At 57.7% G+C, this 16,822-nt stretch carries 14 protein-coding genes; 9 read left to right on the top strand and 5 right to left on the bottom strand.

The genetic code is table 11. The annotated features are described in order from the left end of the window. The 9 genes from ABIE13_RS08075 (at nt 1) to ABIE13_RS08030 (ending at nt 11,185) form a co-directional block, all read left to right on the top strand. The gene (locus ABIE13_RS08075; protein ID WP_354442622.1) at nt 1–921 is read left to right on the top strand and encodes a LysR family transcriptional regulator; all 921 of its coding nucleotides are present in this window, start codon (nt 1–3) and stop codon (nt 919–921) included. Nucleotides 922–1,084: 163 nt separating this feature from the next. Continuing rightward, nucleotides 1,085–2,434, top strand: a complete 1,350-nt coding sequence (locus tag ABIE13_RS08070; protein ID WP_354442621.1) for an MFS transporter — start codon at nt 1,085–1,087, stop codon at nt 2,432–2,434. Between the two features lie 2 nt (nt 2,435–2,436). Further along, nucleotides 2,437–3,909, top strand: a complete 1,473-nt coding sequence (locus tag ABIE13_RS08065) for a carboxylesterase family protein (protein WP_354442620.1) — start codon at nt 2,437–2,439, stop codon at nt 3,907–3,909. Between the two features lie 267 nt (nt 3,910–4,176). Further along, nucleotides 4,177–5,181, top strand: coding sequence for a Ku protein (locus ABIE13_RS08055; protein ID WP_354442618.1), 1,005 nt, complete (start codon nt 4,177–4,179; stop codon nt 5,179–5,181). 23 nt (nt 5,182–5,204) lie between these two features. Beyond that, entirely contained in the window at nt 5,205–7,733 is a 2,529-nt protein-coding gene (gene ligD / locus ABIE13_RS08050) for a DNA ligase D (protein WP_354442617.1), read from the top strand. Between the two features lie 425 nt (nt 7,734–8,158). Beyond that, nucleotides 8,159–8,836, top strand: a complete 678-nt coding sequence (locus ABIE13_RS08045; RefSeq protein ID WP_354442616.1) for a GntR family transcriptional regulator — start codon at nt 8,159–8,161, stop codon at nt 8,834–8,836. A gap of 25 nt (nt 8,837–8,861) precedes the next feature. Beyond that, entirely contained in the window at nt 8,862–9,794 is a 933-nt protein-coding gene (locus ABIE13_RS08040) for a fumarylacetoacetate hydrolase family protein (RefSeq protein ID WP_354442615.1), read from the top strand. A 3-nt stretch (nt 9,795–9,797) separates the two neighbouring features. Next, the gene (locus ABIE13_RS08035) at nt 9,798–10,760 is read left to right on the top strand and encodes a Bug family tripartite tricarboxylate transporter substrate binding protein (protein ID WP_354442614.1); all 963 of its coding nucleotides are present in this window, start codon (nt 9,798–9,800) and stop codon (nt 10,758–10,760) included. 44 nt (nt 10,761–10,804) lie between these two features. Continuing rightward, nucleotides 10,805–11,185: a RidA family protein gene (locus tag ABIE13_RS08030; RefSeq protein ID WP_354442613.1), complete on the top strand. Its 381-nt coding sequence runs from the start codon at nt 10,805–10,807 to the stop codon at nt 11,183–11,185. Between the two features lie 236 nt (nt 11,186–11,421). Here the strand turns inward: ABIE13_RS08030 and ABIE13_RS08025 are convergent, their stop codons facing one another. The 5 genes from ABIE13_RS08025 to ABIE13_RS08005 are packed head-to-tail and all read right to left on the bottom strand — an operon-like array spanning nt 11,422 to nt 16,601. After that, complete coding sequence (locus ABIE13_RS08025; RefSeq protein ID WP_354442612.1) at nt 11,422–12,099, bottom strand: CoxG family protein; 678 nt, start codon at nt 12,097–12,099, stop codon at nt 11,422–11,424. Between the two features lie 14 nt (nt 12,100–12,113). Continuing rightward, on the bottom strand, nt 12,114–12,602 hold the full coding sequence (locus tag ABIE13_RS08020; protein WP_354442611.1) for a (2Fe-2S)-binding protein: 489 nt from the start codon (nt 12,600–12,602) through the stop codon (nt 12,114–12,116). After that, the gene (locus ABIE13_RS08015) at nt 12,599–14,914 is read right to left on the bottom strand and encodes a xanthine dehydrogenase family protein molybdopterin-binding subunit (RefSeq protein ID WP_354442610.1); all 2,316 of its coding nucleotides are present in this window, start codon (nt 14,912–14,914) and stop codon (nt 12,599–12,601) included. Before ABIE13_RS08015 ends, ABIE13_RS08020 begins: the two co-directional genes overlap by 4 nt. Further along, entirely contained in the window at nt 14,911–15,780 is an 870-nt protein-coding gene (locus ABIE13_RS08010) for an FAD binding domain-containing protein (RefSeq protein ID WP_354442609.1), read from the bottom strand. The genes ABIE13_RS08015 and ABIE13_RS08010 overlap by 4 nt, the downstream gene beginning before the upstream one ends. Beyond that, nucleotides 15,777–16,601: an alpha/beta fold hydrolase gene (locus ABIE13_RS08005; RefSeq protein ID WP_354442608.1), complete on the bottom strand. Its 825-nt coding sequence runs from the start codon at nt 16,599–16,601 to the stop codon at nt 15,777–15,779. The genes ABIE13_RS08010 and ABIE13_RS08005 overlap by 4 nt, the downstream gene beginning before the upstream one ends. Nucleotides 16,602–16,822 lie beyond the last annotated feature (221 nt).

Raw genomic sequence — 16,822 nt, 5'->3', positions numbered from 1 at the left:
ATGACACCTTTTCGCGGCAAACTTCGTGCGAGGCATCTGGAGGTTGTTGTGGCCGTTTCCGAACTGGGAAACTTATCACGTGCAGCGGAGCAACTGCACATGACTCAGTCTGGCCTGTCGCGCGCGGTTGCCGAGGTCGAAGAAATTGTGGAAGGCCGGTTGTTTGATCGCACTGCCAAAGGCATGACGTGTACAGACTTGGGCTCAGCCTTGTGCCGGCATGCCCTGCTGTTGCTTAGCGACATGCGCCAAGCTGAGTTGGAGTTGAAGTCGATCTCAAGCGGTAGCACGGGCAATCTGGTGGTCGGATGCTTTTCAATGTATGCCAGCGCGGCACTGGCGGATGGAATTGCCCGTTTCATGGAGGTGGCCCCGCGCGTGCAGATTGGGATCGAAGTCGGCTCGCATGAGAGTTTGATCGAGCAGCTTGACTACGGAAGGATCGACCTTTTCATCAGCCGCAGTTTTCCCGGTATGCAGGGGACGCAGTACCGCTATGTTGAACTGATCCAGGACGATGTTGTTTTAGGGTGCCATCCTCAGCATCCACTAGCCCACGCGAAAGCCACGCTTGGGGACTGCGTTCAGTACCCTTGGGTTTCTGCCCCAGCCGGAAGCATGATGCATCAATGGTTGAACGAGAGAATTCGTGCTGAAGGATTGGCTTGTCCGCGCATTGTTGGCGTTCTCTCCCTGGAGTTAGGCCGTAGTTTGATCATGCAAGGGCAAATGATGTGGCTGTTGCCTGGCAGCATCGCTCAGCAACTGGCTACGCGCGGAGAGATTGTTGTACTGCCGATAGCCTTGAACATGCAACTCGGTCCGTTGGCTGCGGTGTGGCGTCGAGAGCGCAGCAGCACGCGCGCCATGCGCGAGTTCATCGTGGCTTTGCGAAAGAGCATGGAGCACAGTTATAGATAGGTTGACCGCGCTTACCCGCCTTTGGATAGCGGCTTGCGTAACTCGCATGGACATACGCAGAACGCGCATGGCTCCTGAACCTCCATTGCATCTACGATGCATCTCGCATTCGCGAATGCGTTCAGCAACGGATTCTTCAGGACATTCCTTTTGAGAGGTAGATGTGAGTACAACCACACTTTCTTCAGCGCACCCGCGCTCTTCTACCCCCATCAATGGTTTGCTCAATGTCCGGCTGCCCGGGTGGCGAAGAGCGATCGTTGTTGCCCTCTGCTTCGTCATTGTGGCCATCGAAGGGTTTGACGCGGCCCTCATTGGGTTTGTCGCCCCTCAGGTGGCGGAGCAATTCGGTGCCATGCCTGGACAGATTTCCCTTGCCATCAGTGCAGGGATGCTTGGCTTGTTGTTGGGTTATCTGGTGGGAGGCCCACAGGCGGATCGACGCGGGCGCAAACCAGTGCTGCTGATCGGTATCGCTATTTTTGGAGTTGCGACGGTTGCTACCGCCTTGAGCGCCACGCTGACCCAGCTGATCGCGTGGCGACTGGTGACAGGCATCGGAATTGGCGCTGCCATGCCGGCCATGTCTGCTTTATTGGCCGAGATATTGCCTGTCACACGAAGAGCTTCTACCCTGTCTGCCGTGTTCTGTGGTTTTCTGTTCGGTAGCGCCGCCGCAGGCATTCTTACGGGTCAACTGATTGAAACCATCGGATGGCATGGCCTGTTCGTGATGGGCGGCATTGCGCCGTTGGTGGTGCTACCGTTGATGTTGCTGTTGGTGCCCGAATCTCCGCAGTTTCTGCTGGTGAGCGGCAAGGCGCAAGAAAAGGTACGTGAAGCCTTGCGCAAGATTGGAATCACTCCAGCGTCGGGCACAGAGATCACATTGGTTGAGACGGGTGCGCAAGGTGAGCGAAGTGGCTTGCGTGCTTTGTTCGGCCCCCATCTTCGAGTCACTTCAATGCTCATCTGGGGCTTGATGTTTCTGATTCTCGGCAGTTTCTATGTCATTGCCAGCTACTTGCCGACCATGCTCAAAGCCTCGGGCGTATCTCTCGCGATGGCCTCCAAAACTTCGGCGCTTTTTCAAACGGGAGGGCTGCTCGGCGCCGTGGTCGGCGCCATTGTGATTCGCAAACTCTCCCCAATGAAGTTGGTCTGGATAGCTCTGCTGATTGGAGCTGTGATGCCCATGATTTTGTCTACACCAGCACAGAGCGTTTTGTACAACGCCAGCATTTTTATAGCGGGCGTTCTGATCAGCGGCCCCATTGTGGTGATCAATGCAGTCATCGTCATGTTCTATCCCACCTCGGTGCGCTCAACGGGGGCTGGATGGGCCAACAGCATGGGACGGTTGGGATCCTTCGTTTGTGCTGGTTCCATCGGATGGCTGGTACAGCAAGGCATTTCGCTCCAGAACGTGATTGCGAGTGTCTCAATCGCTATCTTTATATGCGCGGTGCTGGCTTTTTTCCTGAGCCGCAATGTTCCACCTACAAGAGATTGAAAATGGAAATCGACAACGGTCAACCCGTAGTGCGTCTGCAGGCTGGCAAGGCACGCGGTCAATTGCGCGAAGGCGTTGCTGTATTTCGAGGCTTGCCTTATGGCCAGCGGGTCGACGCCACTAGCCGCCTTTCAGATTTGAAAGCAACGGCGCCCTGGCAAGGAGAATTCGACGCCACTCAGCTGCCAGCCGTGTTTCCCCAGAGCCGCTCGCGGCTTGCACTGGTCATGGGCGAGGGCATCAAAGACAACCCTCAGTCTGAAGACGCGTTCGTGGTCAATGTCTGGGCGCCGGCAAAAGCCGAGTCCTTGCCGGTTCTCTTCTTTGTTCATGGAGGCGCCTTCGTCTCGGGTGGAGGGAGCGCGCCTTGGTATGACGGGGAGCGATTAGCCCGCGAAGAGGGCATTGTGGTGGTGACTGTGAACTACCGCTTGGGCGCCCTTGGACACTTGAGCCCACAGACTGAACCCCATGGCGCCAACCGCCCTGTGCGTGATCTGCTCCAGGCACTGCGTTGGGTGCAAGAGAACATTTCGGCTTTTGGAGGCAACGCTGATCAGGTAACGGTAGGTGGTCAGTCGGCCGGGGCCTGGTACGCCTGGTTGTTGGGCCTGAGCCCGGCAAGCCGGGGACTATTGCACCGCAATATTTTGATGAGCCTGCCCAGGTTACCGCCTATGACCCTGGAAGAAATGCACGCGCTTGGCCGCTTATTCAGTGAAGTTTCGGGTGAGATATCCATCGACGGAGCCTTAACGGTGGAGCAAGTGCTTGTCGGCCAGGCGAAGGTCATGCAGTCTGCCGCGGCATTCGGTGATGTCAGTGCTTCGTTTCGACCCGCCTCTGAAGATTCTGTAGTGCCCAGCTGGATGTTCGACATACCAGAAGCTGCGCGCAATTGCCATGTGTCGGAAACCCTTCTCGGCTCCACCGCCGAGGAGAACGCGTCTTTCTTTTTCCGGTCTGAGGAGGCACTTGCCGCCAGCGAACAGAAGGTGCGTGGCTGGTTTGAGAAAACCTTTGGGACAGACGCTGATGCCGTATATGAACGGTGTGCGAACAAGCGTCCAGGACATACGCCCTATACGCAGTTGGTGGACGCGAGTTCAGAGCTGATGTTTGGTCGAATCGTGCCGGAAATTGCTCAGGCTATTTCTCTGAACGGACGTGGTGCGTACGCGTACAGTTTCAATGTTGCCAGCGGCCTGCCGAATTTGATGTCGCCGCATTGCATGGAGCTTCCATTTCTTTTCGGCAATCGAATGGACTGGGCGGATGCGCCCATGCTGACAGGGGTGTCGGAGCAGGTATTTGAGGACGTGGGAAGGCAGATGCGCCAGGCTGTCGGTGGCTTTGTGCGTGGAGGCGTACCCCGTGATCCGTCTGGCGCAGATTGGCCACGCTGGAGTGAACATCAGCGCGTACTCACCGAGATCACTCAAGGTGGAGTGCGTCGCCTGCCTTTTGTAGAGTGAAGTGCATGGGGCGCCGAGGCTGAAAATGTCAGGTTCGACGCGCTCATCCCATCGTTGCCGTCCTACATGCTGCAGCCGCTAGCGGAGCTACGCTGTTGACTTGGCATGGAGGCGCATATGAGCGACGACAGGAGCAAAGCGGCACGTGATCGAGAACTGATCAACCTGAGGGGATCTTGCGAAATCCGCGAAGAGTCTCAAGCTCTCGGTATGCCTGAAGACGAATTGCGGCGCGCATTACCGGCAGTGAGAGGCTAGGGGAACGCCATGGCAGACGACGGCCAAGCCCCCACATCTACCCGGACCATGTGGAAGGGGGCCATCAGCTTTGGCCTCGTTCATATACCAGTTGGACTCTATTCCGCCACTGTGAGTTCTGGTATTGATTTCGACTGGCTGGACAAGCGCTCCATGGAGCCGGTGGGCTACAAGCGCATTAACAAGGTTTCTGGCAAGGAGATCGCTGCTGCAGACATTGTCAAAGGTGTCGAATACGAGGACGGAAAATATGTCGTGCTCTCTCCGGAAGAAATCGCCTCTGCATTTCCCAAGACGACTCAGACGATCGAAATTGAGGCGTTTCTCGACGCTGATGAAATTCCATTTGTCTATCTGGAACGCCCGTATTACACGGCGCCTCTGAAGCGCGGCGAAAAGGTGTATGCGCTTTTGCGCGAAGCGCTCCGGAAAAGCAATAAAGTGGGTGTGGCCAAGGTGGTCATTCAGACCAAGCAGCACCTTGCAGTGCTCATTCCATGCGGACGCGCGCTCATTCTCAACCTGTTGCGCTGGGGCGGGGAGATCCGATCATTTGAGCAATTGAACTTGCCTCCTGTGGACGCCAAGGCGGCAGGGATCAAAGAGGCAGAGTTGACCATGGCGATGCAACTCATAGACGATATGACCCAGAAATGGGATGCAGATAATTTTCGCAATTCATTTGCCGATGAGATTCACAAACTCATTGAAACGAAGGCCGAAGCTGGCGACATTGCGAACGTGGTCAAGGTCGAGAGCGAAGCTGATGCGCCCGCTACTGCTGAAGTGCTGGATTTAACCTCGTTACTCAAGCGTAGCCTCTCCGGGGGGACTAAAAAGCAGGGCTCGACGCCCACAGGAAAGTCCGCTTCAGTCACGGCATTGCCCTCGGCAAAGCGTTCACCTGCAAAGACTGCGGCCGCCAAGAAAGCTCCCGCGAAAAAGTCTGGCAAGGCTTCTGCATCTGCCAAGACAACATCCACCGCCAAGCCAAACGGGCGACGCGCGGCCTGACACGCCGATAGCGGGAATGAGGTATGGCTGACGCGCTCGCGCTCTACAAGAAGAAGCGAAACTTCGCTAGAACTCCTGAACCTGCAGAGGGCGGCGAGCCTGGTATGGACGCCCTGCAGTTCGTCATTCAAAAACACTGGGCCAGCCGACTGCATTACGACCTGCGCCTGGAGCTGGACGGCACCATGAAAAGTTGGGCCGTTCCCAAGGGACCGAGTTTCGATCCTGCCGACAAGCGCATGGCGGTGCAGGTTGAAGATCATCCCATTTCATACAACAGCTTCGAGGGACAGATTCCGCCTGGACAATACGGATCAGGAAAAGTGATCATCTGGGACCGCGGTTACTGGGTCCCCATAGGTGATGCCTCCGACGGCTACCGCAAGGGCAAACTCAAATTCACCCTCCATGGTCACAAGCTTCAAGGACACTGGACGCTTGTGCGCATGCACGGAAGAGGCGAAGAAAAGCAGCCGCCATGGCTCCTGATCAAGGAGCACGACGAGTTCGAGCGTCCGGCCACGGAGTTCAATGTGGTTGAGGAAATGCCCGACAGCGTGACCGCATTACCACCGCTCGCGGCGCCGAAAGCCGCGCCTTCGATTGCTCGCGCCTCATTGGTCAGTGCCTCCCACGATCAGGCCAAGGCCGTCAGGGTGGCGCTGCCAGAAAGTCTTGCGCCACAACTCGCCACCCTTGTAGATGGGCCACCCGCAGATACTTCGGACTGGCTGTGGGAACTCAAATTCGACGGGTACCGGCTGGTGGCTCGCATTGAACGCGGGGGGGTGAAGCTGTTCACTCGAAACGGTAATGATTGGACGGCCAAGATGCCGGACCTGACCAAAGCAGTGAAACGTCTGCCGTTGAAGTCAGGCTGGCTGGATGGTGAAGTGCTCATGCTGGATTCGCAAGGTATCCCTGACTTTCAGTCCTTGCAAAACGCATTCGACGGCAGCGGGACGAAAGGTCTTGTTTACTACCTTTTCGACATGCCGTATGCCGATGGGCGCGACCTGCGTAAGCTCCCCGTGGTGGAGAGGCGAGAGCTTTTACGCGCAATAGTTGAAAAATCACCTACCGACCGCGTGCGATTCAGCGAAGCGTTTGAAGCGCGGCCTGGAGATCTCGTGGCGTCCGCCTGCAAGCTGGGCTTCGAAGGTGTGATCGGTAAGCGCAAGAGTGCCCCTTATGCGTCTCGCCGTAGCGCAGACTGGATAAAGCTGAAATGCAGCCATCGCCAGGAATTTGTCATAGGCGGCTTTACTGATCCGCAAGGTTCGCGAACGGGTATTGGCTCACTGCTTCTCGGTGTGCATACAGATGATGGATCGCTGCAATATGCAGGGAATGTAGGGACAGGCTTCAATGAACGCAGTCTGAAAGCGTTGCGGGAGAAGCTGGGCGCATTGAGGACCGATCAGAATCCATTTGCAGATTCTGTATCCATCAATCTTCGAGGAGCTGGCAGGAAAGCGCATTGGGTTCAACCCAAACTGATGGCAGAGGTGTCTTTTGCCGAATGGACCAAAGAGAACCGTGTCCGTCATTCGGTGTTTCACGGCTTGCGTGATGACAAGCCGGCCAAATCCATTACTCGCGAACAACCTCAACACTTGCCGAAAGCGGACATGAAGCAGTCTGAAGATAAGGGTGCATCACTTCCAGCGTCCCTGCGGGTGTCGAACCCCGAGCGCGTTATAGACGTGTCGACAGGCATCACGAAAATCGACTTGGTGCGTTACTACGCCAAAGTAGCGCCTTTGATGATGGAGCATCTCAAAGCGCGGCCGGTGTCCCTCGTTCGTGCACCCGAAGGCGTTAAGGGGGAGCTTTTCTTTCAAAAGCACCTCGACAAAGGTCACATGGCGGGTGTCGCGCAGTTGGACCCCGATCTATCGCCAGAACACCCCCCCATGCTGGAAGTGGCCCGTCCAGAAGGCCTGCTGTTCGCGGCACAGATGAACGTCATCGAATTTCACACATGGAATGCAAAGAAGGACAAGATTGGCCGACCCGACCGGATGACCTTGGATCTCGATCCGGGCGAGGGCGTAGAGTGGGCGCAAGTACAGGAATCTGCCCAGTTGGTCGCCGTGCTGCTCAAGGAACTGGGCTTGCCCGCATTCCTCAAGACCAGCGGAGGCAAGGGACTTCACGTGGTGGTGCCCATCAAGCGCTTGCACGATTGGGACACGGTCAAGGGCTTTTCCCAGGCTGCGGTGCAACACCTGGCGCACACCATTCCGCACCTTTTTGTAGCCAAGAGCGGCCCGCGAAACCGCGTAGGAAAGATTTTCGTGGACTATCTTCGCAACGGCTGGGGTGCCACCACGGTAAGTGCCTGGTCTGCGCGTGCACGTCCCGGTGTGGGCATTTCAGTGCCCGTAAAGTGGGCAGAGCTTGGCAAACTTACCGGCGGCGCGCACTGGAGCATTGAAACAGTAGACGAGAGGTTGCGTCAGGGAAACGCTCCTTGGGACGGGTACGACAAGGCCGCAGTGTCGATTTCCGCGGCGATGAAGCGCCTAGGATATGTGAACAAGTCCTGAGAGTCCGTTTCAGCGGCTGGAAGAAGCTGCCCAAATCCATTTAAAGACCTCAAAAGTCTCCACACCCAGCGCAGCCCGTCCTTTCAAACGCCCCCATCAACGCTCCTGGCTGACAAAGCGCGCCGCTGACGTTCCATGATCGCTAATTGCCTGAGGGCTGGCAGTTACTGCGTTCGTCCTTTCTCCATGTGCGAATAGTGCGAGACCGACAGTTAACCCCTCATTCCCACTCTTTTCCTTCGGTTCTCTCGCGTTGTGCGGCGCACTGAAGTGCGCGAAGGTGCTTTCCGCCTACTGATTCGCCGGTTGGAGATCAGCTTTTGATGAGTGCAATCTCGTGGAATAAAATGCAGAGCATCAATCTTGTATACAAGATTAAGTAATGTGTACAATATGGCTGTGTGAAAAACATGGATCTATCTCGTATGCAAGCTCGCGCCCCCGTTGAAGCCGCTGATCCCGCAGAAGCGCGCCCTGGTGGGCACGATGGTGTCTACCAGTCAATCCGGGAGCGCATCTTGAGCATGGTCGGCACGATTGAGGAGCCGGTCCACCTGCGTGAAGAAGATGTGGCGCAGGAGCTATCTGTCAGCCGAACCCCGGTTCGAGAGGCGTTGAAGCGGCTGGGTCAAGAGGGTTTGATCAGCTTGCAGCCCCGCCGCGGTGCCGTGCTCATGCCTGTGACGCTTAAGGAGTACACAGACTGGTTGAAGCTGCGCGCGGAGCTTGAGTCGTTCATCGCTAGCGAGGCCGCACTCAACGCGAGCAAGCACGACGTGGATCACTTGCGGTCCATCTTTGCCCCGTTCAATGAAAACAATCTGGACGAACGGGTCGACGAGTACGCTGCAGCCAACGTGGCGTTCCACGCCTATCTGATGCGCCTGGCCAATAACCTGGTGCTCGAGAAGATCTGGAACTCTTTCGGCCACGGCCAGATGCTGCGTTCCAAGACCATTCAACGCCTGAACCGCGCCCACGACTCTTTGCGTGAGCACCTTGCCATCATCGATGCAATCGATGCACGCAACGCTGAGTTGGCGTCGCAGTTGGCGAAAGCGCATGTGTTGGGCCTGCTCGGCCAGGTCAACAAGAGCCGTTAATTTGAACCTGCCTTACCTGGAAGCCATGAAATTTTTTACCTACGAGATCGATTCGACCCGTCCCCGCTTGGGCGTAGTGCAAGGGGAGGGTGGTGCGTTCGATGTGGCAGAGCTTCTCAAGCATTCGCAAGCCGTAGAGAACGAAGACCCCATTCCGCAGGATCTGCTGTCGCTGATTGAATTGCCCGATCAGGGCGAGTCGATCATGGCGGCCATCAGCGCCGCACCGCAGGCGGCAAAAGACAAGAGCCAGATTAATCTGCAGAGCATCGTATGGCGCGCGCCCATCATTCGTCCCCGTCGCAACGTGTTCTGTGTGGGACGCAACTATAAGGCCCACATCATTGAGGGCAATTTGGCGCGTGGCAGGAACATCAATGACTTTCCGAAGGCAGTGGAATTCTTCACCAAGCCGCCGTCCACGGTGAGGGGGCATCAAAGTGCGGTGAGCCACCATCAAGCAAGCACGCAGAAGCTGGACTACGAGGTGGAGCTTGCCATTGTGATCGGTAAGCGGGGCATCAACATCGCCGAAAAGGATGCCATGGACCATGTGTTTGGCTACACGATCGTCAATGACATCACTGCGCGTGACCTGCAGGATCTTCATGGGCAGTGGTTCAAGGGCAAGGGCCTGGACGGTACTTGTCCAATGGGGCCCTATGTAGTGCCCAGCAAGTTCATAGAACAGCCGCACAAGCTACGAATTGCATTGAGCGTGAATGGTGAGCCCCGCCAGGACTCCAACACCGCTGACCTGCTGTTCAGCATTCCCCAGATTGTGAGCCAGCTGTCGAATGGCATGGCCTTGGAGCCAGGCGATGTGATTGCTACAGGCACGCCCTCAGGCGTGGGCCTGGGCTTGACGCCGCAGAAGTTTCTGCAACCCGGTGATGTGATCACCGCCTATATCGAGTCAATCGGTGAGTTGACCAACACCATTGGCTCAGGAGATTGAAAGATGAAGATCCGTTTCGCACTCGCCCTCTCGATGACGGCACTCATTCCTTTGACTGCGGTGGCGCAGGCCTATCCAACCAAGGCCATCACCATCGTTGTGCCTTTTCCCGCTGGTGGGACGCTGGACAATCTGACCCGCTCAATTGCACAGAAGCTTGGTGAAAACCTGAAGCAGCCTGTGCTGGTGGACAACAAGCCAGGTGCTGGCACCACCATAGGCACCGAATTCGTCGCACGCGCCAAACCAGACGGCTACACCTTCGGCATGGTGGCCAACAGCTTCACCATCAACCCCAGTCTCTACGACAACCTCCGATACAACACGACCGAAGACTTCATTCCTATCGCCATGCTGGCCTATACGCCGCATGTGCTGGTGGCTAGTCCCCAGGTAGGCATTACCCAGTTAGGTGAGCTGGTGGAGTCCGCGAAGAAATCGCCGGGCAAGATTTCGTTTGCGTCGTTCGGCAGCGGAACTTCATCGCACATTGCGATCGAGGTGTTCAAGTCGCTTGCGAAGATCGACGTGTCCCACGTGCCTTACAAGGGACAAGCTCCTGCGCTCAATGACCTTCTGGGAGGCCATGTCAACATGATGTTTGCGAATCTGCCAGACGTTCTGCCGCACATCCAATCGGGCAAGCTTCGAGCCATTGCCATTGTGAACGATGTGCGTACAAAGACGGCGCCGAACATTCCGACGTTCAAGGAATTGGGCTATGCATCGTTCCAGTCGAATTCCTGGTACGGAATGATTGCGCCGAAGAGCACGCCGGCCAGCGTCATCAGCAAAATCGATTCAGAGCTGAAGTCCATCGTGAAATCCGAAGAGATCCAGAAGCGGCTGGCTGAACAAGGCCTGGAAGTCGCCTCGATGAGTTCGGCAGATTTCAGGAAGTTCATTGCTGACGAAATCAAAAAATCCGAAAAGATCGTCAAGGCCTCCGGAGCCACGGTCAACTGATTTGTTAACAGTTTTTTAGCACCACATCTATCCAAGGAGAAATCATGGCCAAGAAAATCATCCGCTCAGACAAAGTCACCCCTCCCAAGGCGCCGCTATCTCCGGCTGTCGTATCGAATGGTTTTGTGTTTGTCTCAGGCCAGCCCGCGTTCTATGGCGATCGCCAGATTGCACAAGGCGACTTTGAGGCGCAGATGCACCAGGTCATGAAGAACTTGATTGCGTTGCTCGAAGAAGCAGGCAGCAATCTGGAGAAAGTTGTCAAGGTCAACGTGATCCTGAAGCACTCCAAGGATTTCGCGAAGATGAACGAGATCTATAAGACCTATTTCACTGAAGGCAACTATCCCGCCCGTACCACCATCGCAGCGGACATGGGCTACGACGATTTCCTGCTCGAGATCGAGTGCACAGCGGAAGTGTGATTGAGTTATAAAGGCCAGTGCCCTTAGGGCCTGGTTTTGCCAGGCTAACATTCACAAAATTCCGTTCGCGCTGAGCTTGTCGAAGTGTTGCGCAAGCCTTCGACAAGTTCAGGCCGAACGGTTTTTGTTGGGTCGAATACCAATTTCCGAGTGCCCAATAGCATTGAGCCTCAGGGCAGGCTCAGCTCGAAGGGATGATCGTCATGATTTATGACGGTCATAACAGGAACCAGTTTCTAGGCTGCGAATCGCACGACGAATAGAGCCGCGAGCACCGCGACAGCTGCTGCTGTCGCCGAGACGGCGGCAGCAAGTACAGCGATATGGTTGCTCTGAGGTGAAGCGGCTGCTTGTTGTTGGGGCTTGCCCGTGTGAGTGAGAGAAGCGAGTGGAGTGGCTTGTACACCCGTGGTGGCAGCCCCTGTTGCGGTGGTGGCGTTGGCGCTTCCTGTTTTTGCTGCATTCTCAGCTTGTGGCGAAGCAAGCTCATTGGTGAACCGCGTGAAAAAATCATCAGCCATCCGCTTGGTCACGCCGTCAATCAAGCGAGCGCCCACCTGAGCCAGGCGGCCACCGACTTGCGCTTGCGCGCTGTAGCGCAAGCGGGTTCCTTGCTCAGCATCTTCAAGGACCACGTTGGCCGTGCCCTTGCCAAACCCGGCAACCCCGCCTGATCCTTCGAAGTTCAAAGCGTAGGAGGTAAGTGGCACGATGTCGCTGATCAGCAACTTGCCGGTGAATCGGGCGCGTACGGGACCGACCGTGGCTTGCATTGCGACGCGGTACTTGTCTTCGCCATCGGCTTCGAATGCATCGCAACCAGGTACACAGCGCTGTAGTACGGCCGGGTCGTTAAGTGCACGCCATACGTCTGCGCGTGGCACGGCAAGGAGTCGTTCGCCTTGGATTTCCATGATGGTTTTCTTTCTTAGGGATGGCTTGCCGCGCGAAGTCGTTCACCCGCCAGCTTCACGGCTTTGACGATTTCGGGATACGCCCCACAGCGGCACAGGTTGCCCGCCAGGTAGTGCCGGATCTCGTGGTCTGTAGGATTGGGGTTTTGAGTCAGCAACTGCCTGGACATCAAGATGAAGCCCGGCGTGCAAAACCCGCACTGAAACGCACCGGCATCAATGAAGGCTTGTTGCACAGGATCGAGCTGGCCGTCTTGTTCCAGGCTTTCTATCGTGGCGACATCGCAGCCATCCACATGCATGGCAGGATGGAGGCACCCTGTCACGGCCTTACCGTCGACCACGACGGTGCAGCAACCGCACAGGCCCTGGCCGCAGCTTTCGCGTGCGCCATTCAATCCACATCCGCGGACCACTTCCACGAGGGTACTGTAGGACTCAATTTGTCGTGAGACCGGCTCGCCGTTGAGGCGAAATTGAATGAGTGTGCTTGTCGTGCTCACGGCTGTGTTCTCTCGGTGGGGATGAGGGACAGGGGTTGACCGGCTTGTTCGGCGAGTGCGCGGAACACGGCCTCTGGCGTGATGGGCAGGGAGGTGATGCGCACACCGACCGCATCGTGAATGGCTTCAGCCACTGCAGACGCCACGCCAAAGCAACCGCTTTCTCCGATGCCTTTGGCGCCATAAGGTCCGCTGGCTTGCCGGGATTCCACGGCATCGCATCCAAAATGCTCTGGAATGTCCAGGATGCCGGGGATCTTGTACTCTGAGAACGAGGCGTTGCGCAGTTGTCCCTCGCTGTCAAACTCCATTTTTTCCAGATGGACCATTCCTAGCTGCATGATGGCCGCGCCGGAGATCTGTGTCTCCACGACCTTGGGGTTCAGCGGGGTTCCGCAGTCCACTACGTTCTCCATGCGCAGGATACGAAAGTGACCGGTCTCAGTGTCAACTTCCAGTTCCACACCGGTCCCGCCAATCATCCAGTTGGGGGTGATGTCTGGCGAACGGCCATCGGCGTCGGGTGAGGTGTAGGAGGGAATGAAGCTGCCCGTGCCCACCACAGTGCCAGCCTGCATGCCAAATTTTTTCTTCAGCAAAGAGGCTGCCATTCCCATGGTCTCGTAAGGCATGCCCACTTCCTGTCCAAGCAGGCGTAGCCGCGCCAGTAGATCTTCGGCGGCCAGCTTGACTGCGTTGCCCATGGAGAAGGTAGATCGCGAGCCCAGGGTGGCCATGTCGTAGGGCGTGACATCCGTGTCCGCATGCACAACCCGGATGCTCTCAGCCGTCATGCCCAGCACGTCTGCAGCGACGATGGCCATGGCTGTGTCCGAACCCTGGCCCATGTCCACCGTGCTGATGAGCAAGGTGCAACTGCCGTCGCCGGCCAGAGTAATCGTTGCCACAGAAGTGGTGGGTGCCACAAGCGCCTTGAACCCGAGTCCCACGCCGCGCCCGCGCCGGACCGTACCGTGGCCTCGCTCGAAAGGTTGTTTCCAATCGATGCGTTCAGCCACGCGATCCAGCACCATGCGCAGGGCGGCATCTTTCATCACAGTGCCTGTAGCATGGGGGCGGCCGTTTTCCAGCAGGTTAAGGCGGCGGAACTCCAGTGGGTCCATGCCGAGGTGACGTGCGATCAGATCAGCCTGGCACTCGTAGCCCCATACCACCTGAGTGATACCGAAGCCCCGGAAGGCGCCGGCAGGGGGAAGATTGGTGTACACCTGATACGAGTCGATGCTGAGGTTGGCGATGTCGTACGGACCGCCGGCCGTGAAGCCCGACTTTTGCGTGACCCGAGGTCCGATGTCCGCGTAGGCGCCGCCATTCCAGTACACCTCGCAGTGGCGGCCCGTGATCCGGCCGTGGTGATCCACTGCACTGCGAATGCGGAATGTGGTGGCGTGTTTGGTGATGGTGTAGAACTGCTCTTCCATCGTGAGAGCTACGCGCACAGGTCGGCGAGCGATGAGCGCCAGAGCTACCGCAAGCGCCTCGATCTTGATATAGAGCTTCGCACCGAAGCCGCCTCCGAGCAGGCGTGTTTTCACCTGCACCCGGTTCTCGGGCCAGCCCAGCAGGCGCGCAATTTCCAGGCGTACAAATGAAGGGCTTTGCGACGCAGTGTGAATGATGATGCCGTGGTCTTGCAGCTCGGCGATCGAAATCATTGGCTCCATGGGCGTGTGCATGACCTGCTGTGTGCGGAAGGTGTGGTCAAACACATGGGCCGCTTCGGCAAACGCCTTGTCGACATCACCGTGCCGCAAGCGGTAGTCCAGGGCCACGTTGGTCCCCTTGCGCCCGGCCAGGTGCTTGAGGTCGGGGAAGGTGCCAGCTGGACGGAGCACATCGTGCACCAGCACGTCGGTATGGTGCGCGGCATGAACCTCATCGAACACTGCGGGCAGCGTTTCGTATTCCACGTTCACCAGGCCCGCGGCCATCTCGGCCACGTGCACGTCCTCTGCCAGCACCACAGCCACGGGTTCGCCAATATGGCGCACCTTTTCAATCGCCAGGATGGGCTGGTCGTGGAATGCAGGTCCGTAGTGCGGATCGGGAATGACTTCGATGACTTCGCGGGCGGTAACCACCTTGAATACACCGCTTATCGCGCGGGCCGCCGTCGTATCGATGGACAGGATGCGCGCGTGCGCCTGCGTGCTGCGCACCACCTTGGCGTGCAGCATGCGAGGCAGGCTGACGTTATGGGTGTAGTCTGCAGCGCCTGTGACTTTGGAGCGGGACTCCAGGCGGTCAACTGCGCGACCGACCTGGCGTTCAGGGGTGGTAACTGTGCTCATGCATGGCTCCGGCTGTGGCGAAGGGCGTTGTCTATAGCCCGGGGCAGGGCGATCCTGAGCAACTGGCTTTTGTAGGCGACCGACCCGTGGGCGTCTTCCATCAACGTCGTCTCAGCGACGGCGGCTTCACCTGCCGCGCGCAAGGCCGTCTCGGCCAGTCCTTGCTGCTCAAGTACAGACTGCGCTTGCAGCAGCCGTGTTGGACGGTCGGTAGCCGCGCCTGTGAAAATGTTGGAACTTAGAACCTTGCCATCAGCTACTTTCAGCACCAACGCAATGCCCAGTGCCGGCCAGTCGTGCGCTGCGCGTGTGGTGAGTTTCAGATAGGCGCCAGGCCCGGCTTGCGCCGGCACGATGATCTGGGTCACCAATTCGTCGCGTTTGACCACGGTTTCGTAGTAGCCGGTGCAGAAGTCTTCAGCGTTCACGGTGCGAATCCCATCAGGGCCAGTGATCACCACGCGGGCGCTCAGCGCGGATAGCACGGGTGGCATGTCCAGATGAGGGTCCGCATGGCTCAGGTTGCCGCCAATGGTGGCGACCGCGCGAACGCGTGGGTTGGCCACGCCACGAAGCGCCTGGCTCAGCAATGGGCATTTTTCGCGGACGGTGGGGTGGCGCTCAATGTCAGCCAGCCTTGCCATACCGCCTATCAAGAGTTCGCCAGCGGCATTGCGCTGAATGGCCGCGTGCTGATCGCCAATCTTGTGCAGGCTGACCAGGCGCGTAGGCGTCAGTACCCCAGCCTTCATCATGAGCATGATGGCCGTTCCACCACTGACAGGCCGAATGCCGGGGTCTTCCGGGTCCAGCAGGCTGAGCGCTTCGTCAAGCGAGTACGGCAGCAGGTACTCAAACGGGGTCATTGTTGATCCTCCTGGCACAGTGCCCGCAAGGTGTCGGCCACGATGTGCGGCACCTCCAGTGGTGTGAGGTGGCGGGCGCCGGGGATGATCTCAAGCCGGGAGCCAGCGATACCTTCATGCAGTACCTGCGCCATGGCCACTGGAGCGGCATAGTCTTCGTCACCGACCAGAATGCGTGTGGGTACATGGATATTGGCAAACAGCCCACGGCCATCGAACGCACCCATCATGCGGCAGGTATCGACATAGGCATCGATATCGTTGGACAGGAAGATGGCGATGCACTCATCCACCACGCCTGGCTCGCGCTGCGAAAAGGCTTCGCTGAACCAGCGGGTCTTCTGAAAGTCGACCAGCGCGGACAGACCTTGAGACTTGGCCTTCATTGCCCGGTCTTCCCAATCCTTGGGTGCTGTTGGCCCGTACCAGGCGGTAGTGTCAATCAGCGCCAGGCCAGAGCAGCGCTCCGGGTGCGTGCCTGCAAACTGCAGAGCCAGGCAGCCCCCCATGGAGGCGCCGCCGACCACGGCTTTGCGGATTTGCAGGGCATCCAGTACCTCCAGCAGATCGTCAGCCATCCGCGCAGCCGTGAGTCGGGCGGTGCCGCGACCGGATTTTCCGTGTCCACGTGCGTCGATGGCGACCACGCAAGCCTGGCCTTCGAGCAGCTTCGCAACGGGATCCCAGAAGCGATGGTCCATGGCCAGGGAATGGATGAGGGCCACTACGGGTAGATCCGCGCAGGACCCATGCACACGGTAATGGATGGGAACGCCGTCACTTGAGGTCAGCGTCTGAGTGGTGGGTCCGGTAGGCATCATGGGCCGGATTATTCGCAGCGGCCTCACTCGCGGTCCAACGAGTAATTTTCAGGTGGGTGATCAAAATCACTCATGCGCGGCCATCAGTGCCTGGTGACCTCTCAAGCTTCATGTTGGTGCAGTTGCGCGTGGCTGGATTTGAACCCTAGCTGTCCAGGCATGAACTCGATTCATGCCGGTCACCAATATTTTTCGTTTGACCGCAGAGGCGGCCGTCCCGA

The organism is Ottowia thiooxydans (assembly GCF_040548795.1).
Taxonomy (GTDB): domain Bacteria; phylum Pseudomonadota; class Gammaproteobacteria; order Burkholderiales; family Burkholderiaceae_C; genus Ottowia; species Ottowia thiooxydans_A.
The sequence above is the reverse complement of the archived record's forward strand: the minus strand, read 5'-3'. Positions and strand labels throughout refer to the sequence as shown.